This is a genomic window from Streptomyces sp. NPDC030840, from assembly GCF_055572015.1.
In genome coordinates this window covers 360,845-379,010 of sequence record NZ_JBVIEE010000003.1, presented here as the reverse complement: position 1 = coordinate 379,010, position 18,166 = coordinate 360,845, and the positions used below count along the sequence as shown (strand labels likewise).

At 68.3% G+C, this 18,166-nt stretch carries 15 protein-coding genes and 2 pseudogenes; 9 read left to right on the top strand and 8 right to left on the bottom strand.

Annotation, left to right across the window (positions count from 1 at the left end; translation table 11 throughout):
- Positions 1–147: pseudogene (locus tag ACZ49J_RS08995) on the bottom strand (AI-2E family transporter); the annotation flags it as partial.
- A gap of 221 nt (positions 148–368) precedes the next feature.
- On the opposite strand from ACZ49J_RS08995, the gene ACZ49J_RS08990 reads away from it, so the two are divergent.
- Positions 369–953 (top strand): hypothetical protein, encoded by a 585-nt coding sequence (locus ACZ49J_RS08990; RefSeq protein WP_467446860.1) that lies wholly within the window; start codon positions 369–371, stop codon positions 951–953.
- 142 nt (positions 954–1,095) lie between these two features.
- Positions 1,096–2,118: pseudogene (locus ACZ49J_RS08985) on the top strand (ISAs1 family transposase); the annotation flags it as partial.
- A gap of 229 nt (positions 2,119–2,347) precedes the next feature.
- Here ACZ49J_RS08985 and ACZ49J_RS08980 read toward each other — a convergent pair.
- The 4 genes from ACZ49J_RS08980 to ACZ49J_RS08965 form a co-directional block, all read right to left on the bottom strand.
- Positions 2,348–3,580: a hypothetical protein gene (locus ACZ49J_RS08980; protein WP_467446859.1), complete on the bottom strand. Its 1,233-nt coding sequence runs from the start codon at positions 3,578–3,580 to the stop codon at positions 2,348–2,350.
- Positions 3,581–3,899: 319 nt separating this feature from the next.
- Positions 3,900–5,099: a hypothetical protein gene (locus tag ACZ49J_RS08975; RefSeq protein WP_467446858.1), complete on the bottom strand. Its 1,200-nt coding sequence runs from the start codon at positions 5,097–5,099 to the stop codon at positions 3,900–3,902.
- 265 nt (positions 5,100–5,364) lie between these two features.
- On the bottom strand, positions 5,365–6,336 hold the full coding sequence (locus ACZ49J_RS08970) for a pirin family protein (protein WP_467446856.1): 972 nt from the start codon (positions 6,334–6,336) through the stop codon (positions 5,365–5,367).
- Positions 6,337–6,486: 150 nt separating this feature from the next.
- Positions 6,487–6,954 carry an SseB family protein gene (locus ACZ49J_RS08965; protein WP_467446854.1) on the bottom strand — a complete coding sequence of 156 codons (468 nt, stop codon included), beginning with the start codon at positions 6,952–6,954 and terminating at the stop codon, positions 6,487–6,489.
- A gap of 153 nt (positions 6,955–7,107) precedes the next feature.
- On the opposite strand from ACZ49J_RS08965, the gene ACZ49J_RS08960 reads away from it, so the two are divergent.
- From ACZ49J_RS08960 to ACZ49J_RS08945, 4 genes are all read left to right on the top strand, one after another.
- Complete coding sequence (locus ACZ49J_RS08960; protein WP_467446853.1) at positions 7,108–8,934, top strand: acyl-CoA dehydrogenase; 1,827 nt, start codon at positions 7,108–7,110, stop codon at positions 8,932–8,934.
- Between the two features lie 177 nt (positions 8,935–9,111).
- On the top strand, positions 9,112–10,500 hold the full coding sequence (locus tag ACZ49J_RS08955; protein ID WP_467446852.1) for a M18 family aminopeptidase: 1,389 nt from the start codon (positions 9,112–9,114) through the stop codon (positions 10,498–10,500).
- 112 nt (positions 10,501–10,612) lie between these two features.
- Entirely contained in the window at positions 10,613–12,250 is a 1,638-nt protein-coding gene (locus ACZ49J_RS08950) for a hypothetical protein (RefSeq protein ID WP_467446851.1), read from the top strand.
- A gap of 103 nt (positions 12,251–12,353) precedes the next feature.
- Complete coding sequence (locus ACZ49J_RS08945) at positions 12,354–12,590, top strand: DUF6458 family protein (RefSeq protein WP_467446849.1); 237 nt, start codon at positions 12,354–12,356, stop codon at positions 12,588–12,590.
- A gap of 17 nt (positions 12,591–12,607) precedes the next feature.
- Here ACZ49J_RS08945 and ACZ49J_RS08940 read toward each other — a convergent pair whose 3' ends face one another.
- Positions 12,608–14,470, bottom strand: a complete 1,863-nt coding sequence (locus tag ACZ49J_RS08940; RefSeq protein WP_467446847.1) for an NHL domain-containing thioredoxin family protein — start codon at positions 14,468–14,470, stop codon at positions 12,608–12,610.
- Positions 14,471–14,621: 151 nt separating this feature from the next.
- Here ACZ49J_RS08940 and ACZ49J_RS08935 point away from each other — a divergent pair, with 151 nt between their 5' ends.
- Positions 14,622–14,807 carry a hypothetical protein gene (locus ACZ49J_RS08935; protein ID WP_467446846.1) on the top strand — a complete coding sequence of 62 codons (186 nt, stop codon included), beginning with the start codon at positions 14,622–14,624 and terminating at the stop codon, positions 14,805–14,807.
- Between the two features lie 94 nt (positions 14,808–14,901).
- On the opposite strand, the gene ACZ49J_RS08930 is transcribed toward ACZ49J_RS08935, so the two are convergent.
- Positions 14,902–15,327, bottom strand: a complete 426-nt coding sequence (locus ACZ49J_RS08930; protein ID WP_467446845.1) for a cupin domain-containing protein — start codon at positions 15,325–15,327, stop codon at positions 14,902–14,904.
- A gap of 51 nt (positions 15,328–15,378) precedes the next feature.
- Here ACZ49J_RS08930 and ACZ49J_RS08925 point away from each other — a divergent pair, with 51 nt between their 5' ends.
- Both ACZ49J_RS08925 and ACZ49J_RS08920 read left to right on the top strand, forming a co-directional pair.
- Entirely contained in the window at positions 15,379–16,386 is a 1,008-nt protein-coding gene (locus tag ACZ49J_RS08925; protein WP_467446844.1) for a GlxA family transcriptional regulator, read from the top strand.
- Positions 16,383–16,880 (top strand): LURP-one-related/scramblase family protein, encoded by a 498-nt coding sequence (locus tag ACZ49J_RS08920; protein WP_467446843.1) that lies wholly within the window; start codon positions 16,383–16,385, stop codon positions 16,878–16,880. Before ACZ49J_RS08925 ends, ACZ49J_RS08920 begins: the two co-directional genes overlap by 4 nt.
- A gap of 453 nt (positions 16,881–17,333) precedes the next feature.
- On the opposite strand, the gene ACZ49J_RS08915 is transcribed toward ACZ49J_RS08920, so the two are convergent.
- Positions 17,334–18,134 (bottom strand): carbon-nitrogen family hydrolase, encoded by an 801-nt coding sequence (locus ACZ49J_RS08915; protein WP_467446842.1) that lies wholly within the window; start codon positions 18,132–18,134, stop codon positions 17,334–17,336.
- Positions 18,135–18,166 lie beyond the last annotated feature (32 nt).

Sequence of the window (18,166 nt, the reverse complement as noted above, 5' to 3'; positions counted from 1 at the left end):
TCACGAGGGCGCGTCGGGCGCCTGCCGCGTACGGAGTTCATGGGCGGCCCCGAAGGCGGCCGCGGTCGCCGGTACGGCGAGCAGCATGCCGAGGATCCCGGCGACGGACGCCCCCGCGGTGATCGCGACCATGACGAGGGCCGGGTGCCAGGGCTTCGGCGTAGTTGCATGACGTCCGGTTCGTGATCATCCGAGGCCGAGGAGTGCGAGGGGGCGGCGAAGGTCGCGGGCTTGCGGCGGAGGCCGGCCGCGATGTTCTGCACTGCGGCCGTGCGGAGGGCTCCGACAGCGAGGTTGCGCTAGGTCGAAGGTCCCCTGAGGTGGGCATGATGCAGGGCAGGGACAAGACAGGCACACTCGGGGGGCGCATGCTGAACAGCATCAAGAACAACCTCAGGCGGAGAGATTTCACCCAGGGATGGTTCTGGGTGGAGGCGTTCGACGTGGTGTCCGATTTCGTACGGTCCCGCTCGGTGTGGGTGACGGTGGGCAACGCGGGCACATTCCTCAGCGCCCTGGCCGGGTTGGTGTACTTTTGGTCGCGCCCGATTTGGTTCGCGGGCTACGCCGTCATCCAACTCGCCTGCCTGGTCTGTCAGGCGGTCGCCCTGATCCCGGTCGTGTGGCCGGGACGGGACGACGCCGATTTCTCCGATCTCCACCAGGGCCTGACAGTGGCTACCGTCTGCGGTTCGTGGGTCTTCGGCGTATTCCCCGGCGGGTTCCTGCTCATGTTCTTCGACGTGGACACCAACAGGCCGCCGTGGGCCGCCCTGTTCTTCTCGGGAATGGCCCTCATGATGGCCTGCATAGCGGGCGGGATCACCGGGATATTCCTCTCCGCCAAGGCGAGCACACAGCTCCGCGAAGCGGCCGGGCCGCCGGGCGGGCCCAACTGGGGGGACAGCGGAGACAGCGCCGACGTGGACTCGGGCAGTTTCGACGTCAACTGACCGGCCATGCTTTCAGGGCTTCGACGTTGTCGTGCGGGGCCCAGTTCAGGCGGTCTGTCAGCTCGGTGGTACCCGGAACGTGGCAGGCACGGGCTTCGAAGATCATGGAGTTCTCTACGCCCCGTGACCCAAGTGGAAGACCGTGCCTGCCGACGCATCGTCTCTGATCCCGCCTGCCCTTGACCAACTGCGCGAGAAACCGCAGGCCGGACCCGAAGAGGTCCCGGGCCTGCTGGAGCGGCTGGCCGAGGTGCCGGACCCGCGTGACCCACGCGGGGTGCGCCACCGCCTGGCCGTCGTGCTTACTCTCACCGCGTGCGCGGTGCTGGCCGGAGCGACCTCGCTGCTGGCGGTCGGCGAATGGATCGCCGATGCCCCTGGGCATGTGCTGGAACAGGTCGGTGCGGACCCTGATCCGCTTCTGCCCAGGCGGGTTGTGCCCGCAGAGACCACGGTCCGCCGTCTGCTGGCCCGCATCGACGGCGACGCGCTGGACCGGGCGGTCGGACGCTGGCTCGCCGACCGTCGCCCGAAGGCGACCGGGCTGCGCGGCCTCGCAGTGGACGCCAAAAGCCTGCGCGGCGCGGCAAAAGCGAACGGCCGCAGGAGCCACCTGCTCGCCGCACCGGAGCACGCCATCGGCCTGGTCCTGGCCCAGCTGGACGTCGGCGAGAAGACGAACGAGATCACCTGCTACCCGCCGCTGCTGGACACCGTCGCAGACCTGGCAGGAGCCGTCGTCACCAGCGACGCCATGCACACCCAGCGCGAGCACGCCGACTACCTCCTCGGCCGGGCTGCCCACTACATCGTGATCGTCAAGGGCAAGCAGAAGAAGCTGCGCCGACAGCTCAAGTCCCTTCCCTGGAAGGACATCCCGCTTCAGGGACGCACCCGGGGAACCGGCCACGGCCGCTCCGGGATCCGCCGGATCAAGGCCGCCACCATGAACAGCCTCCTCTTCCCCGGAGCCCGCCAGGCCGTCCAGATCAAGCGCCGGCGCACCGACCGCAAGACCGGCAAGACCACCGTCAAGACGGTCTACGCCGTTACCAGCCTGACCGCCGGGCAGGCCACTCCGGCCCAGCTCGCCCGACTCGTCCGCGACCACTGGACGATCGAGGCCCTGCACCACGTCCGCGACACCACCTTCACCGAGGACGCCTCTCAGCTGCGGACCGGCAACGCGCCCCGCGCGATGGCCACCTGGCGCAACCTCGCCATCGGAGCCCTCCGTACGGCCGGAGTGAAGAACATCGCGGCCGGTCTTCGCCGCAACGCCCGCGACCCTCGCCGCCCCCTCGCACTCCTCGGCCTCGGATGATCACGAACCGGACGTCATGCAACTACGCCGAAGCCCTGGGCCGGGTGCATCTGGACCGAATCGTGTCCCTTCACGTCGACGACCGGCCCAGCACTTCTGCAAAAGACATCACCGCGTTGGCCTCGACCCAGGTGATTCCGTACCTCCTTTGCTCCCTTTCGCTTTCCTCAATGAGTTCCCTTAGTTCCGCCTTGCTCAGCGCCGCATCACTACGGAATGAAGAAATGAAGAAGTCGTAGCGCATCGGACTCCAGATCGCGGTCACATAGCGGTCTTTGCGCGTCACATTCACAAGGTTGTTGTTATGCTTCACTCGCCCTTGATAGATGAGATATTCGCCGCACTTGTTCGCCGGGCAGTAGTGCGGACCCGCACTCTTGCTCCACGAGTATTTGGGGACCCCGAACTCGGAACCAAGCCTGCTGCGATCCTTTCTCATGTACCCTACCTCCAATCTGACCTCTATGGTGTCGTAGTCGGCCCCCTTCGGCACGTGGATCATTTTCTGCCGGGTGTATTCCTCGCCAGGAACCAACCAGCTGCCGGGACCCTGGAATTGCCCAACACTTATTGGAGTGTGTATGATTTTCTTGACGTGAAGCTGTGCGTCCTCTTCCCCGCTTTCGCTTTCCATATCCTCTCTCCAGCCGTGCATTATGTCCCCGTCGCCGTCATTGAACGGTTCACTCCGCCTGCCCTCAACCTTGTAGTCATCCATGACGATGTACGCCGGGACCGTCCCGGCGTTTTTCACGTAGAGCCGCAATGGTATGTGCGCGAATGGACCCTTGTCGTCTGCGTGCGGCTTCTCAAATTTTGCCTCCAAGCGAAACTGGACAGGAGCTGCCGCAGGCTGGTACAGGATTGAATAAATCAAGCTGAGAGCAGTGAGTGACGCTGTGGCAGCCACACCGACTGCAAACGTCTTGGGCAGGGGCAATCCTCTCCACGGCTTCTCACGAATGAGCAGCGGAAGCGCCCATAGGGACCAGCAGAAGAGCGGAAGAAACACCAGCATGTGAGGCGTGTATTCTCGCTCTTCGAGCCAAATGGAGAGAAGAAGGCCACTGATGGCCAGCGCTATGAATACCCCTATCAGAATGAGTGCTCCGGAGAGCTTCCCCCGCCGCCTGCCCCAGTAGTCGAACACTGCGGGCGCTGCCACCGCCTGCACGACACCGGAAAAGACGATCAACGCTCCGGCCAGTCGTTGCGCGAAAGTCAGCGCCCCGAGGAAATCTGGGAAACCAATAACGAAATTCAGCGCCATGGAAACGAGCAGTCCCGACAGCATCAGGACCATGATGCTGTATCTCCTCCAGGCACGGTCAGGCCACGTGGTACTGCCCCCTCCGCGCCAGTATATGGATGCCCGGTCGTCCATACGCATGTCTTCCGGATAACCGAGGCGACGGAGCAACTCCCGCAACTCTCGCAACGACCAGGCGCTGCCCACGGTCTCGCCGCTGATGCTGACCTGACGAAGGCCGCGGCTGTCCGGAGGCTCCACGATTACCCATGGACGGATGCTCACCAGACCAGAGTCGGCCCTGGAACGAGCGACGCGCACGTGGTGCTACTCCGTTCGCAGCCCTCGCGAACGTCGGCCGGCAGCTCCGCCTTCAGTCACTGGGGACGTGAACCGCACACGAAGAGAATTTGTTTCGTTGCACGCATTCAAACAGTGCATTCCAGCGGCTGTCGCTGTCCCTGGCGCCCTCGGCTACCGTTCCAGCACACGATGAATCAGAGACACCCCAGAGAGATCCGTCTGGCCAGCCAATCTCACGGGCCCGGTTCTCTACCACCTCGATACAGGCCTCAGGTGCCTCGTATCCTTCGAGCTCTTCGATGAATTCCAGGTATTGCGAGTTATGCAGTGAGCCGGGCGGGCCGGAGGAGGAGCCGGTCAGCGTAGTGAGCTGTTTCCTTGCCTTGGTCAGCTCCTTCGGCGACGCCTTCGGATTTTGGAGTGTCACCACCGCTTTGCTGGACTTCTCCAGGATCTTCTGGATCTTCGCTCGGTCCTTCGAATCTTTCGGCCTCGTCTGCTCGTCCTGGACGGACACCAGTCCCTGGCTGAACGATACAAAGGCATCCGGATGGTACGATCGTTGATTTGACTTCTGGAGGTCTCCCGTACCTTTGGCGGTGAAAAATTGGGCCTTTGCGATCCTGGCCCGATCCTGCGAGGATGTCGCCGGGTCCAGGCTCAGTATCAGCGATTCGCTCAGCCCCTCCACGATTCTCATGTATGTGTCCCGGTCCTCCGGCGTCGTATTCGGGTCGTTGATACCTTCCAGCGTTTTGTTCATCCCTTCCAGGATTCCGACGAACCTGGCCCGGTCCCCCGACGTCGTGTCCAGGTCATCGATTGCCTCCAGCGTCATGGTCAGTGCTTCCTGAAGGTTCTCCTTCACACCCGTCGGTGCGTTCAGTTCCGTTATCTGATCCTCCATTTCCTCCCCCAGCTCCGCTGGATCCGTTGGGTCGCTTGTGTGCGTCGTATCGGTCGGCTCCGTCGGTTCCGGTGTATCGGTCGGCTTCGTCGGTTCCGGTGTATCCGTCGGCTCCGGGGTATCGGTCGGCTCCGGGGTATCGGTCGGCTTCGTCGGTTCCGGTGTATCCGTCGGCTCCGGGGTATCGGTCGGCTCCGGGGTATCCGTCGGCTCCGGTGACGGCGGTGTGGGTTGTGCTTCGGTCACATGACGAGTGGCATCAGGCGCTGCCCCGGCGGTCACGCCCGTCGAAATGGCGAGCGCCGCAGCCAAGCAGGATGTGCCGACAAGGCGGGAGATCTGTCGCCGGACGTTTCTGGGCATGACGAATCCAGGTGCCTGTGTCATGGGTGAATTGCCCTTGTGGGCTGGCCCCCCGGAGGCAGCCCAAGGTCACTGGAGCCGCTTGGCTCAACAGTGCACTTGCGTTACATGAACCACTTTTCGCCTCATCAGTGCATTTCGCAACTCAAGGCCCGTGGTTGACGAGTGATGAAAGGCAGCCACCTGTGCCTACACAGCAGAGCGGCCCCCGGTCGTTGAAGGGGGCCGCTCTGCTCAGGTCTGCTCCGCGCTGGTCTGACCGAGATCAGATTCCGTTCTCCGACATCCCGTGCACCGCGGGGATCGTCCCCAGCCGCCCCTTCTGGAAGTCCTCGAACGCCTGCTGGAGTTCCTCACGGGTGTTCATCACGAACGGGCCGTAGTGGGCCATCGGCTCACGGATCGGCTGTCCGCCGAGAAGGACGACCTCCAGGTCCGGCGTGTGCGAGTCCTGCTTCTCGTCCGCGCGGACGGTCAGCGAGGATCCGGCGCCGAAGACGGCCGTCTGCCCCAAGTGGATCGGACGGCGCTCGGCACCGACCGAGCCCTTGCCCGCCAGCACGTACGCGAGGCCGTTGAAGTCCTCACGCCACGGCAGCGTGACCTCCGCGCCCGGCGCCACCGTCGCGTGGATCATCGTGATCGGCGTGTGCGTGATGCCAGGACCGGCGTGCCCGTCCAGCTCACCGGCGATGACCCGCAGCAGCGCGCCGCCGTCGGGCGTGGTCAGCAGCTGGACGTTGCCGCCGCGGATGTCCTGGTAGCGCGGGGGCATCATCTTGTCCTTGGCCGGGAGGTTCACCCACAGCTGCAGGCCGTGGAAGAGACCGCCCGACATGACCAGGTGCTCCGGCGGCGCCTCGATGTGCAGCAGGCCCGCGCCCGCCGTCATCCACTGGGTGTCGCCGTTGGTGATGGTGCCGCCACCGCCCTGGCTGTCCTGGTGGTCGAAGACCCCGTCGATGATGTACGTGACGGTCTCGAAGCCGCGGTGGGGGTGCCAGGGGGTGCCCTTCGGCTCCCCGGGCGCGTACTCCACCTCGCCCATCTGGTCCATCATGATGAACGGGTCGAGGTGGCGGTAGTGGATCCCGGCGAACGCCCTGCGCACCGGGAAGCCCTCGCCCTCGAACCCGCTCGGCGCGGTCGTCACACCGATCACGGGACGTGCCACGGCATCGGCCGGCGCGGCCACGCGGGGCAGCGTCAGCGGGTTCTCGACGGTCACTGCGGGCATGTCGGTACCTCCTTGTGCGCTCAGGTTAGTTGATTGTTGAACTTTCTGCCAGCCTCAACACAGAACGCCCGGAGGGCATTCCCTCCGGGCGTCAGCCGGCGCAGAAGAGGCGCTGTCCGTCGGCGATGCGACGGCATCCGGCAACGGCGTCTAGCCGTACATGCGCCGCATCGCGAACTCGACCATCTGTTCGACCGCCTTCGCGTCGAAGACCATCCGGTGCTCGCCCTCCATGTCGAGCACGAAGCCGTAGCCGGTGGGCAGCAGGTCGATGACCTCGGCGCCGGTGATCACGAAGTACTTGGACTCCTTGCCGGCGTACCGGCGCAGCTCCTTGAGCGAGGTGAACATCGGGATCACGGGCTGCTGGGTGTTGTGCAGCGCGAGGAAGCCGGGGTTGTCACCGCGCGGGCAGTAGACCTTGGATGTCGCGAAGACCTGCTGGAAGTCCTCGGCGGACATCTGCCCGGTGGTGAAGGCGCGCACCGCGTCCGCGAGCGACGGCGGCGACGGCTCGGGGTACAGCGGCGGCTGCTGCCCGTATCCGCCGTTCATCGGCTGCTGCGGCGGCGGGGCGTACTGCTGCTGAGGGCCCGCGGTCTGGTCGTAGCCGTACATGCCGCAAAGAGTAACGAGTCACAGATGACCCGCTCGGGGTTGCTTCTTATTACCGACGGGTAGCATCATCGGTGCTACTTGTTGGTATGCGAACTACGTGAACTGGACGCGAGGAGTCAGTGCCTCGCCCACTCTCTCTACGGAGCCGTCGCCATGGGGCACTACAAGTCGAATCTCCGCGACATCGAGTTCAACCTCTTCGAGGTGCTCGGGCGCGACAAGCTGTACGGCACGGGCCCGTTCGCGGAGATGGACACGGACACCGCCAAGAGCATCCTGGAGGAGCTCACCCGCCTGTCGGAGAACGAGCTGGCCGAGTCCTTCGCGGACGCCGACCGCAACCCGCCCGTATTCGACCCGGAGACCAACACCGCACCGGTCCCGGCGTCCTTCAAGAAGAGCTACAAGGCCTTCATGGACTCCGAGTACTGGCGGCTCGGCCTGCCCGAGGAGATCGGCGGCACGACCGCCCCTCCGTCCCTGATCTGGTCCTTCGCGGAGCTGGTCCTCGGCGCCAACCCGGCCGTGTGGATGTACTCCTCCGGCCCGGCGTTCGCACGCATCCTCTTCGAGGAGGGCACCGAGGAGCAGAAGAAGATCGCCCAGATCGCGGTCGACAAGACCTGGGGCTCCACCATGGTGCTCACCGAGCCGGACGCCGGTTCGGACGTGGGCGCCGGGCGCACCAAGGCGATCCAGCAGGAGGACGGCTCCTGGCACATCGAGGGCGTGAAGCGCTTCATCACCTCCGGTGAGCACGACATGGAGGAGAACATCCTCCACTACGTGCTGGCCCGCCCCGAGGGCGCCGTTCCCGGCACCAAGGGCCTGTCCCTCTTCCTCGTCCCGAAGTACCTGTTCGACTTCGAGACGGGCGAGCTGGGCGAGCGCAACGGCGTGTACGCGACGAACGTCGAGCACAAGATGGGCCTGAAGGCCTCCAACACCTGCGAGATGACCTTCGGCGACCGCCACCCGGCCAAGGGCTGGCTGATCGGTGACCGGCACGACGGCATCCGCCAGATGTTCCGCATCATCGAGTTCGCCCGCATGATGGTCGGCACGAAGGCGATCTCGACGCTGTCGACGGGCTACCTCAACGCGCTGGAGTACGCCAAGGAGCGCGTCCAGGGCCCCGACCTGGCGAACTTCATGGACAAGACCGCCCCCAAGGTCACCATCACGCACCACCCGGACGTGCGCCGCTCGCTGATGACGCAGAAGGCGTACGCGGAGGGCATGCGCGCCCTCGTCCTCTACACCGCGTCGGTCCAGGACGAGATCGCCGTCAAGGAGGCCGCCGGCGAGGACGCCTCCTCCCTCGAAGCGCTGAACGACCTGCTCCTGCCGATCGTCAAGGGCTACGGCTCCGAGAAGGGCTACGAGCAGCTCGCCCAGTCGCTGCAGACCTTCGGCGGCTCCGGCTTCCTGCAGGAGTACCCGATCGAGCAGTACATCCGCGACGCCAAGATCGACACCCTCTACGAGGGCACGACCGCGATCCAGGGGCAGGACTTCTTCTTCCGGAAGATCGTCCGCAACCAGGGCGCCGCGCTGAACTCGCTCGCCGAGGAGATCAAGAAGTTCCTGGCGCTCGGCGAGGGCGGCGAGGAGCTGGCCCCGGCCCGCGACCAGCTGGCCAAGGCGGCCGTCGAGCTGGAGGCCATCGTCGGCCTGATGCTCACCGACCTCGCGGCCACCGAGCAGGACGTCAAGAACATCTACAAGGTCGGCCTCAACACCACCCGCCTGCTGCTGGCCTCCGGTGACGTGGTCGTCGGCTACCTGCTCCTGAAGGGCGCCGCTGTCGCGGCCGAGAAGCTGCCCTCCGCTCCCGCGAAGGACAAGGCCTTCTACACCGGCAAGATCGCGGCGGCGAAGTTCTTCGCGGCCAACGTCCTGCCCGGTGTGACCCTCGCCCGCAAGCTCTCCGAGGGCGTGGAGCTGGACCTGATGGAGCTGGACGAGGCCGCGTTCTGAGCGGTTCCCGCGGGGCCGCTCGGGCCATGCGAGGGCGGTTGCTACCCCTTCCGACCGAGTTGGGCGGCTGAACGGAACCTGTCCGTCCGTTCAGCCGCCCGACTCTCCACACCCCCCTTACGAGGGCCCGCTCCCATCGCCGGGAGCGGGCCCTCGTACGTCGTTAAGGTGAACCCCATGAGCAGCACGAGCCCCCACCCGTCTCCCGCCGCCGCCCCTCCAAGGAGCGCTTCGCGCGCCCCTCACACTTTCGATCGCGGCCACACCGACGACCTCATGACCTTCCTGGCGGCGAGTCCGTCGCCGTACCACGCCGTGGCGAACGCCGCCGAACGGCTGGAGAAGGCGGGCTTCCGCCAGGTCGCGGAGACGGACGCGTGGGACACGGACACATCAGCGGCGTCCGCCAGGGGGGCCGGCGGCCGGTACGTACTGCGCGGTGGCGCGATCGTCGCCTGGTACGTCCCCGAGGGCGCCGAGCCGCACACCCCGTTCCGCATCATCGGCGCGCACACCGACTCCCCCAACCTGAGGGTGAAGCCGCTGCCCGACACCGGCGCGCACGGCTGGCGCCAGGTCGCCGTCGAGATCTACGGCGGCCCGCTGCTCAACTCCTGGCTGGACCGCGACCTCGGCCTCGCCGGCCGCCTCTCCCTCCGCGACGGCTCGACGCGCCTGGTGAACATCGACCGCCCGCTGCTCCGCGTGCCCCAGCTCGCCATCCACCTGGACCGCTCCGTGTCGGCCGAGGGACTCAAGCTCGACAAGCAGCGCCACCTGCAGCCGGTCTGGGGCCTCGGGAACGACGTCCGCGACGGCGACCTCATCGCCTTCCTGGAGCACGAGGCGGGCCTGCCCGCCGGCGAGGTCACCGGCTGGGACCTGATGACGCACTCCGTCGAGGCACCCGCCTACCTCGGTCGCGACCAGGAGCTTGTCGCGGGCCCCCGCATGGACAACCTGCTGTCCGTGCACGCGGGCACGGCGGCGCTCGCCGCGATCGCCACCGCCGAGGCCGCCGGCGACGTGAAGCTGCCCTGCGTCCCGGTCCTCGCCGCCTTCGACCACGAGGAGAACGGCTCCCAGTCGGACACCGGAGCGGACGGCCCGCTGCTCGGTACGGTGCTGGAGCGCTCGGTGTTCGCCCGCGGCGGCTCCTACGAGGACCGGGCGAGATCCTTCGCCGGCACCGTCTGTCTGTCCTCCGACACGGGCCACGCCGTCCACCCCAACTACGCCGAGCGGCACGACCCGACGCACCACCCGCGCGCCAATGGCGGCCCCATCCTCAAGGTGAACGTCAACAACCGCTACGCCACGGACGGTTCGGGCCGTGCGGTGTTCGCCGCCGCCTGTGAGAAGGCCGGTGTGCCGCTGCAGTCCTTCGTCTCCAACAACTCCATGCCCTGCGGCACCACCATCGGCCCCATCACCGCCGCCCGCCAGGGCATCAAGACCGTCGACATCGGCGTCGCCATCCTCTCCATGCACAGCGTCCGCGAACTCTGCGGCGCCGACGACCCGTTCCTGCTGGCGAACTCGCTGGTGGCGTTCCTGGAGGGCTGAGGCGGAGGCCTCCGGCCCGACCCGTGCCGGTGAGCCCGCGCACGTCGTACGATGCGCGCGTGTCGATCTCCGCGTCCGGGGATCGCTCCTCGGTCTCGTGGGGGGACTCGGCATGAGAAGACAGTTCATGGTGCTCGCCTGCGCGTCGGTCGCGGCGGGGTTGCTGCTGGGCCCCGTACCGGCCGCGAGCGCCGCGGTCGCGCCGAAGCTGGTGTGGGCCGGCAGCGACGGGCCGTCCAGCGGTGTGGTGAAGCTGTCCGCGCAGTCCGACAGCGCCATCACATCGATCACCGCGCACCTGTTCGCCCCCGACGCCCCGGAGGGGGCCGCCGAGGTCGCCCGTGTCGAGGACTTCACGCTGGAGTCGGGCACCGGTCAGCAGGGCGTCTGGAAGGCGACGAGCCCGCTCCGGCTCGCCGATCTCGACACCTACCGGATCGTGGTCGACCTGACGGACGCCGACGGGGACACCTCGACGACCGAGGACAGCGACGGCTTCGCGTACTGGCTCACGGCGAACCTCACCGACTACCAGGTCACGCCCGAGCAGCCCGACCACACCCATCAGCAGGTGTCCGTCTCCGGCCGGTACACGATCACCGATCCGCGCACCGGGGAGACGACGCCCGCCGACGGCGAGGTGGACGTGCACACCTCCAACTTCGGTGACATCAGCACCACGCGGACCGACGCCGAGGGCGACTTCTCCGTCTCGTACACGCACACGTACGAGTACGGCGGCACCGTCAGCAGCTGGCTGCGGCTCAGCGCCGGGGAACCGATGTCGCAGAACGCGACCACTGTCTCCGTGCGTCCGGTGCGGGCCGAGACCCGGGTCACTCTCGACGACCCCGTACTCGCCATCGAGGAGGGCGACACGGCCGAGATCTCCGGCCGCGCGGAAGTGCTGCTCGGCGGCTCATGGCAACCGCTGGCCGGGGCCACGGTGTCCGAGGCGTGGTCGACCGAGTTCGGCGGTGTCCGGGACCGGCCCGTCACCGGCGCGGACGGGCGGTTCTCGGGCAGCCTGGCGATGCCTCAGACCGGCACCGTGGAGGTCAACGTCGCCGGCGGCACGTATCTCGCCACCAGCCCGACGCAGACGGTCAAGGTGTACGTCGCCCGCGAGACGTCGATCGGCGGCTTCACGGTGTCCCTGAACAAGTACTCCCGACTCACCGCCAAGGGCCGCATGTTCACGGGGTCGAGCCATCCCTCGGAGGAGTACGACAAGATCCGGCTGCAGTACTCGGCGGACGGCCGGACGGACTGGAAGACCCTCAAGACCGTCGCCCCGACCAGCCATGACCCGGAGGAGGGCAACCCGTTCAAGGGCACGTTCGCCGCGCCCTCGAAGGGCTACTACCGGGCGTACTTCGCGGGCAACCGCAGCTGGCAGCCGGCCTACAGCGAGGTGAAGTACGCCAAGCGCACCAAGACGCGGATCATCGACGGCAACGCCTCGCCGGAGCCCGTCCGCAAGGGGCGCACCATCACGGTGAAGGGCACGCTGCAGCACTACACCTCGTCGGCCTGGAGGGCGTACGCCGACCAGAAAGTGAAGATCCTCTTCCGCCCGAAGGGCTCCAGCACCTGGTACGACATGGGCAACGCCACGACCCGCTCCAACGGCTCCTTCAGCAAGGGCCTCACGGCCCAGAAGGACGGCACCTGGGTCGCCGTGCTCCTCTACCCCAACAGCTCCCACCTGGTCGGTTCCGGCCGTGAGGACTACGTCGACGTTACGTGACCGCCCGCCTCCGCATGGGCACCGCCCTGCCGGGTACCCGGAGTTGACCGGAACGACCGGAGGGTCCGGCAGGGACCGGACCGAACAGGGAGGCAGTGAACTCATGGGCCTGGGCGGATGCATCATTCTGATCGCCGTGGGGGCCATCCTCACCTTCGCCACCGACTGGGACATGCAGGGGGTCAACCTCGACCTGGTCGGCGTCATCTTCATGATCGTCGGCCTGATCGGGGTCGCGACGTTCAGCAGCATCGCCAAGCGCAGGCGCGTGGTGGTGCCGCCCACGACACCGGTGGTCGGCGAGGAACGGCACCACCGCGACGAGTACGGCGGTATCTAGGAACTCCGCGCGCCTGATCAGGCGTCGTCGTCCATCCCCGCCAGCACCAGCGGCAGCCGGTCCGCCCCACCCTCGGTGACGCGGACCGGCACGCCCCAGTCCTGCTGGTGGACGTGGCACGCCGGGTACTCGTTCGATGGGTCGTCGTCGCAGGACGCGGCCATCGCCGACACGTGCAGGACGCCCTCCGGTATGGAGGGGTTGAGCTCGACGGTGCGGGAGAGGTCCGTGTCCGCGCCGTCGCCCTTCAGGAGCAGCTCGGGCGGGGTGGAGGAGACCAGGAGGCGGGTCGACGGGCCGTACCGGGTGTCCAGCTTCTGGCCCTTCGGGGCCTGGAAGACGACGTCCAGGCGGAGCGTGCCGGGCGCCACGTCGGTGGCGGCGCGCTGGGTTCGGTGGGCGACCGATTCGACCCGCACGGCCTCCTCCGGCAGGCGCAGCCGGGTCAGCCGGTGGCGAGCGGACTCGACGACCACGATGTCCTCGCCGTCCAGCACCGCGTCCGACGGCTCCCGCAGATCCGTGGCCAGCGTCGTCACCTCGCCCGTCGCCGGGTCGTAGCGGCGCAGGGCGTGGTTGTACGTGTCGCTGACCGCGACCGAGCCGTCGGGCAGGGCCGTCACACCCAACGGATGCTGGAACAGGGCCTGTTCGGCGGCGCCGTCACGGTGCCCGAAGTCGAAGAGCCCCGTGCCGACGGCGGTGTGGACGGTGCCCTCGATGTCGACCCAGCGCAGGGCGCTCGTCTCGGAGTCGGCCAGCCACAGCCGGTCCCCGTCCGCCGACACCGCGAGCCCCGACGGCTGAGCGAACCAGGCCTCCGGGCCCGGGCCGTCGACCAGCCCCTCGTTGGTCGTGCCCGCCGCCACCGCGACGGTGCCCTCGGCGGGGTCGTACGTCCACAGCTGGTGCACGCCCGCCATGGCGATCCACACCCGCTCCTGGAAGACCGCGACGTCCCACGGTGACGACAGGTCCACCTCGCGCGCGGGACCGGACGTCGGCGAACCCTGCCACCACTGGCGTCCCGTGCCCGCGAGGGTGGTGACCTCGCCGGTGGCCGGGTCCAGGCGCCGCAGGGCGTGGTTGACGGTGTCGGCGACGACGACCGAGCCGTCGGCCATCAGCGCCAGGCCCTGCGGTTCGCTGAAGCTCGCCGTCTCGCCCGTACCGTCCGCGAAGCCCCGGGCGCCCGAGCCGACGCGCCGCACGACGGTCTCCCCGTCCGCCGCCAGCTCCACCAGCTGGTGCCGGGTGGTGTCGCTGACCAGGAAGGTGCCGGACGGCAGCGGCAGCGCCTTGCCGGGGAAGCGCAGCACCGTGGGTTCGGGCTCCGGGGCCACGTACGGACCGTCGCCGCGGCGCAGTGTGCCCTTCGCCGCGTGCTCCTCCTCCAGCTCCTCGACCAGCCGCGCTATCGCGTGCGCGTGCCCCTCGCCGGCGTGTTGCGCGACGACGTAGCCCTCGGGGTCGATCACCACCAGCGTGGGCCACGCCCGCACCGCGTACTGCTTCCAGGTGGCGAGCTCCGGGTCGTCGAGGACGGGATGCTCCACGCCGTACCGCTCGACCGCGTCCACGACCGCCCGGTGGTCGGCCTCGTGCACGAACTTGGGCGAGTGGACACCTATGACCACGACCGTGTCCCGGTGCTTCTCCTCCAGCTCACGAAGCTCGTCCAGGACGTGGAGGCAGTTCACGCAGCAGAAGGTCCAAAAATCAACAATTACGATGCGCCCTCGGAGCTGGGAGAGACCGAGCTCCTTGTCGCCTGTGTTGATCCAGCCGCCCTTGCCGGTCAGCTCGGGGGCGCGGACACGGACGCGGCGCGGTGAGCGGGACGCGGAAGCTGAGGCGGTGCCGGTTACGGGGTTGGTCATGGATCAAGCGTGCCACTTTCCGCGAACAGCCCTCGCAAGCCTGTGGATAACTTTCGCCACCGTGAGTGAGCGCACCTGTACCGGATGCGTCCGGGCAGTGGTGGAGGGATATTCGACGCAGGCAGGGGGGCCGACTTCGAGGAGCAGTTTCATGACGCACGAGACCGGCGGCTCCGGCACCCGCAACCGCGCCGCGTACCAGAACGACAGGCACGCCCCGCACAAGGAGCACGAGCGCGAGCCGAGGGACATGCCCGAACTCCACGGCACCCCGGAGGAACCGCGCCGCTCGTACGACGACGATCGGGACGCGGACATACGGGAGGGCTACCGGTAAGCGGCGGGCCGGGCGTGGGCGCCCGGAGTGCTCCGGGCGCCCACCGCGCACGCTGGCGGTAGGTGCGTGTGGCGTCGGCGTCAGTCGCTCAGGCTCAGCCCAGAGCGTGTCCGGTCGTCGCGTCCACGTGGTCCGGGACCTCGTCGTGGCGGTCGCCCACGGTGAGGGTCCCCGACAGCTCGAGCAGCAGGATCGAGGCGCCTTCCGGGGCGATCGGCTTGTGCTCGGTCCCGCGCGGGACGGTGAAGACCGACCCCTTGGGCAGCACGACGGTCCGTTCACCGGCCGGCTCGCGCAGGGCGATGTGGAGCTCGCCTTCCAGCACCAGGAAGAACTCGTCGGTGTCGTCGTGCGCGTGCCAGAGGTGCTCGCCCGCCACCTTGGCGACGCGGACGTCGTAGTCGTTGACGGTGGTGACGATGCGGGGGCTCCACAGGGCGTCGAAGGACGCGAGGGCCTTGCCGAGAGAGATCGGTTCCGCGGGTTCAGTGGGTTCCATGCGGTCTTCGGTGGGTTCCATACGGTCATCGTCGGGGCTGCCGTCCTCCCCCACGAGTGCTAGAAATCGCACATGCCGCAAGGATCCTCGCAAGCCCCCGGCCGGCCCCACCGTGTCGTGGTGATCGTCGACGAGGGCACGAACCCGTTCGAGATGGGCGTCGCCACGGAGCTGTTCGGCCTCCCGCGGCCCGAACTCGGGCTCCCGCAGCCGCTGTACGAGCTCACCCTGTGCGCGCCGGCGCCGGACGTCCGGATGAACCACGGCTTCTTCCACCTCTCCGGTGTGGCGGGGCTCGACGCCGTCGACGTCGCCGACACCCTCGTCGTACCGGGCCGCCCGGACAACGTCGTGCCCCGCACGGCCCCCGTACGGGACGCCATCCGCCGTGCCCACGCGCGCGGGGCCCGCGTCGTGAGCTTCTGCACCGGTTCCTTCGCGCTCGCCGAGGCCGGACTGCTCGACGGCCGCCGCGCCACCACGCACTGGCGCTGGGCCGACCTCTTCCGCGAGCTCCATCCGAAGGTCCTGCTGGAGCCGGACGTGCTCTTCGTGGACGAGGGCGACGTGCTGAGCGCGGCCGGCAGCGCGGCCGCGCTCGACCTGGGGTTGTACCTGGTCCGCCGCGACCACGGCGCGGAGATCGCGAACGCGGTGTCCCGGAGGTTGGTGTTCGCCGCCCACCGGGACGGCGGCCAGCGGCAGTTCGTGGAACGCCCCCTGCCCGAGGCACCCGACGAGTCCCTGTCCACCTTGCTGGCGTGGGCCCAGGAGCGGCTGGGCGACCCGCTGACGGTGGCCGACCTCGCCGCCCACGCTGCCGTCAGCCCGGCCACGCTCCACCGCCGCTTCCGCGCCCAGCTCGGGACCACCCCGCTGGCCTGGCTCACCGGCGAACGGGTCGCGCTGGCCTGCCGGCTCATCGAACGCGGGGAGGAGCGGCTGGACGTGGTCGCCGAGCGCTGCGGTCTGGGCACCGCGGCCAACCTGCGGGCACGGCTGCGGCGGGAGACGGGACTGAGCCCTTCGGCCTACCGCCGGCGTTACGGACCGGCGCCCGGGGAACCGGTCTCGGCATGAGACTCCTCGTACGCGACCGGATCCTCGGTATCGGTGACGACTACTGGATCGAGGACGAGCACGGCACCAAGGTGTTCCTCGTCGACGGCAAGGCGCTGCGGCTGCGGGACACCTTCGAGCTGAAGGACACCCAGGGGCACGTCCTGATCGACATCCACCAGAAGATGTTCGCCCTGCGGGAGGCGATGGTGATCGAGCGGGACGGGGAGCCCCTGGCGACCGTCCGCCGCAAGCGCCTGTCCCTGCTGCGCAACCACTACCGGGTGTCCCTTGTGGACGGCACCGAACTCGACGTCAGCGGCAAGATCCTCGACCGTGAGTTCGCCATCGAGTACGACGGCGAACTCCTCGCCCAGGTCTCCCGACGCTGGCTGCGGGTCCGCGAGACGTACGGCGTCGACATCGTGCGGGAGGACGCCGATCCGGCTCTGCTCGTCGCGGTCACGGTGTGCGCGATCCACATGGCCGACAAGGAGCGCGGGCCTGACGACTGATTGCCTCGCCCCCGCCGCCCCTACCCTCCCATCCCCAGGGGCTCCGCCCCTTCGACCCCGGCCTAGGGGGCTGCGCCCCCTGGACCCCCGTCCTTTCGGGGCTCCGCCCCGGACCCCGCTTCGGGGCCGCCCGCGGACCCCGTCCTCTCGGGGCTCCGCCCCGGACCCCGCTTCGGGGGCCGGCCCCCGGACCCCCGCTCCTCAAACGCCGGAGGGGCTGGAAGATCAGAGCCCGGAGGGGCTGGAAGATCAAGGCCCGGAGGGGCTGAAGTCAGGCCGGGAGGGGCTGTTTGCTGGGCGCCGGGGACTGCGCGGTCCCAGGGGCGCGGGGAACTGCGCAGCTTTTCAGGGGCGCGGGGAACTGCGCGGCTTTTAAGGGGCGCGGGGAACTGCGCGACCAACCGCAGCCGGCCCGCCGCCGGCCCATCCACCGCAGGCACCCCCGCACCGCACTCAGCGCCGAGGAACCCCGAGCCCCAGCACCCGATCCTTGAGCGCCGGGAACTGCTCCCGCGTACTCGCCACCTTCCCCTCGTCGAACTCCACCGTGAGAACCTCCTCACCGGAGCCCGCCTCCGCCAGCACCTCACCCCACGGATCCACCACGATCGAGTGACCCGCCTGGGGAACCCCCGCGTGCGTACCGGCCGTTCCACACGCGAGGACGAACGCCTGGTTCTCGACCGCCCGCGCCTGAGCCAGCAGCGTCCAGTGGGACCTCCGCCGCTCGGGCCACCCCGCCGGCACGACGAGGACCTCGGCACCGGCGTCGACGAGACCACGGAAGAGTTCGGGGAAGCGGAGGTCGTAACAGGTCGCGACGCCAAGGGTCGTGCCCAGTCCCGGCAGCCTCACCGTCACGAGCTCACCACCCGCCCCCATCAGCACGGCCTCGCCCTTGTCGAAGCCGAAGCGGTGGATCTTCCGATAGGCGGCGGCGAGCTCACCGGAGGGGGAGAAGACGAGAGAGGTGTTGTAGAGGGGGCCGTCGGGGTCCCGTTCGGGAATCGAACCCGCGTGCAGCCACACGCCCGCGTCACTCGCGGCCTTGGCCATCACCTCGTACGTGGGGCCCTCCAGCGGCTCGGCCTCGGCCGCGAACTCCTCGTACGCGAAGGCACCGGTCGTCCACAGCTCGGGAAGGACGACGAGATCCGCACCGGCCTGGTCGCGGACCAGGGAGGAGACGCGCTGCCGACGAGAAGCGACAGATTCGTCCTCTTCTACGCTGATCTGGATGAGCGAGGCGCGCACACTACCACCGTCCTGGCATTCGAGCCGTCCAT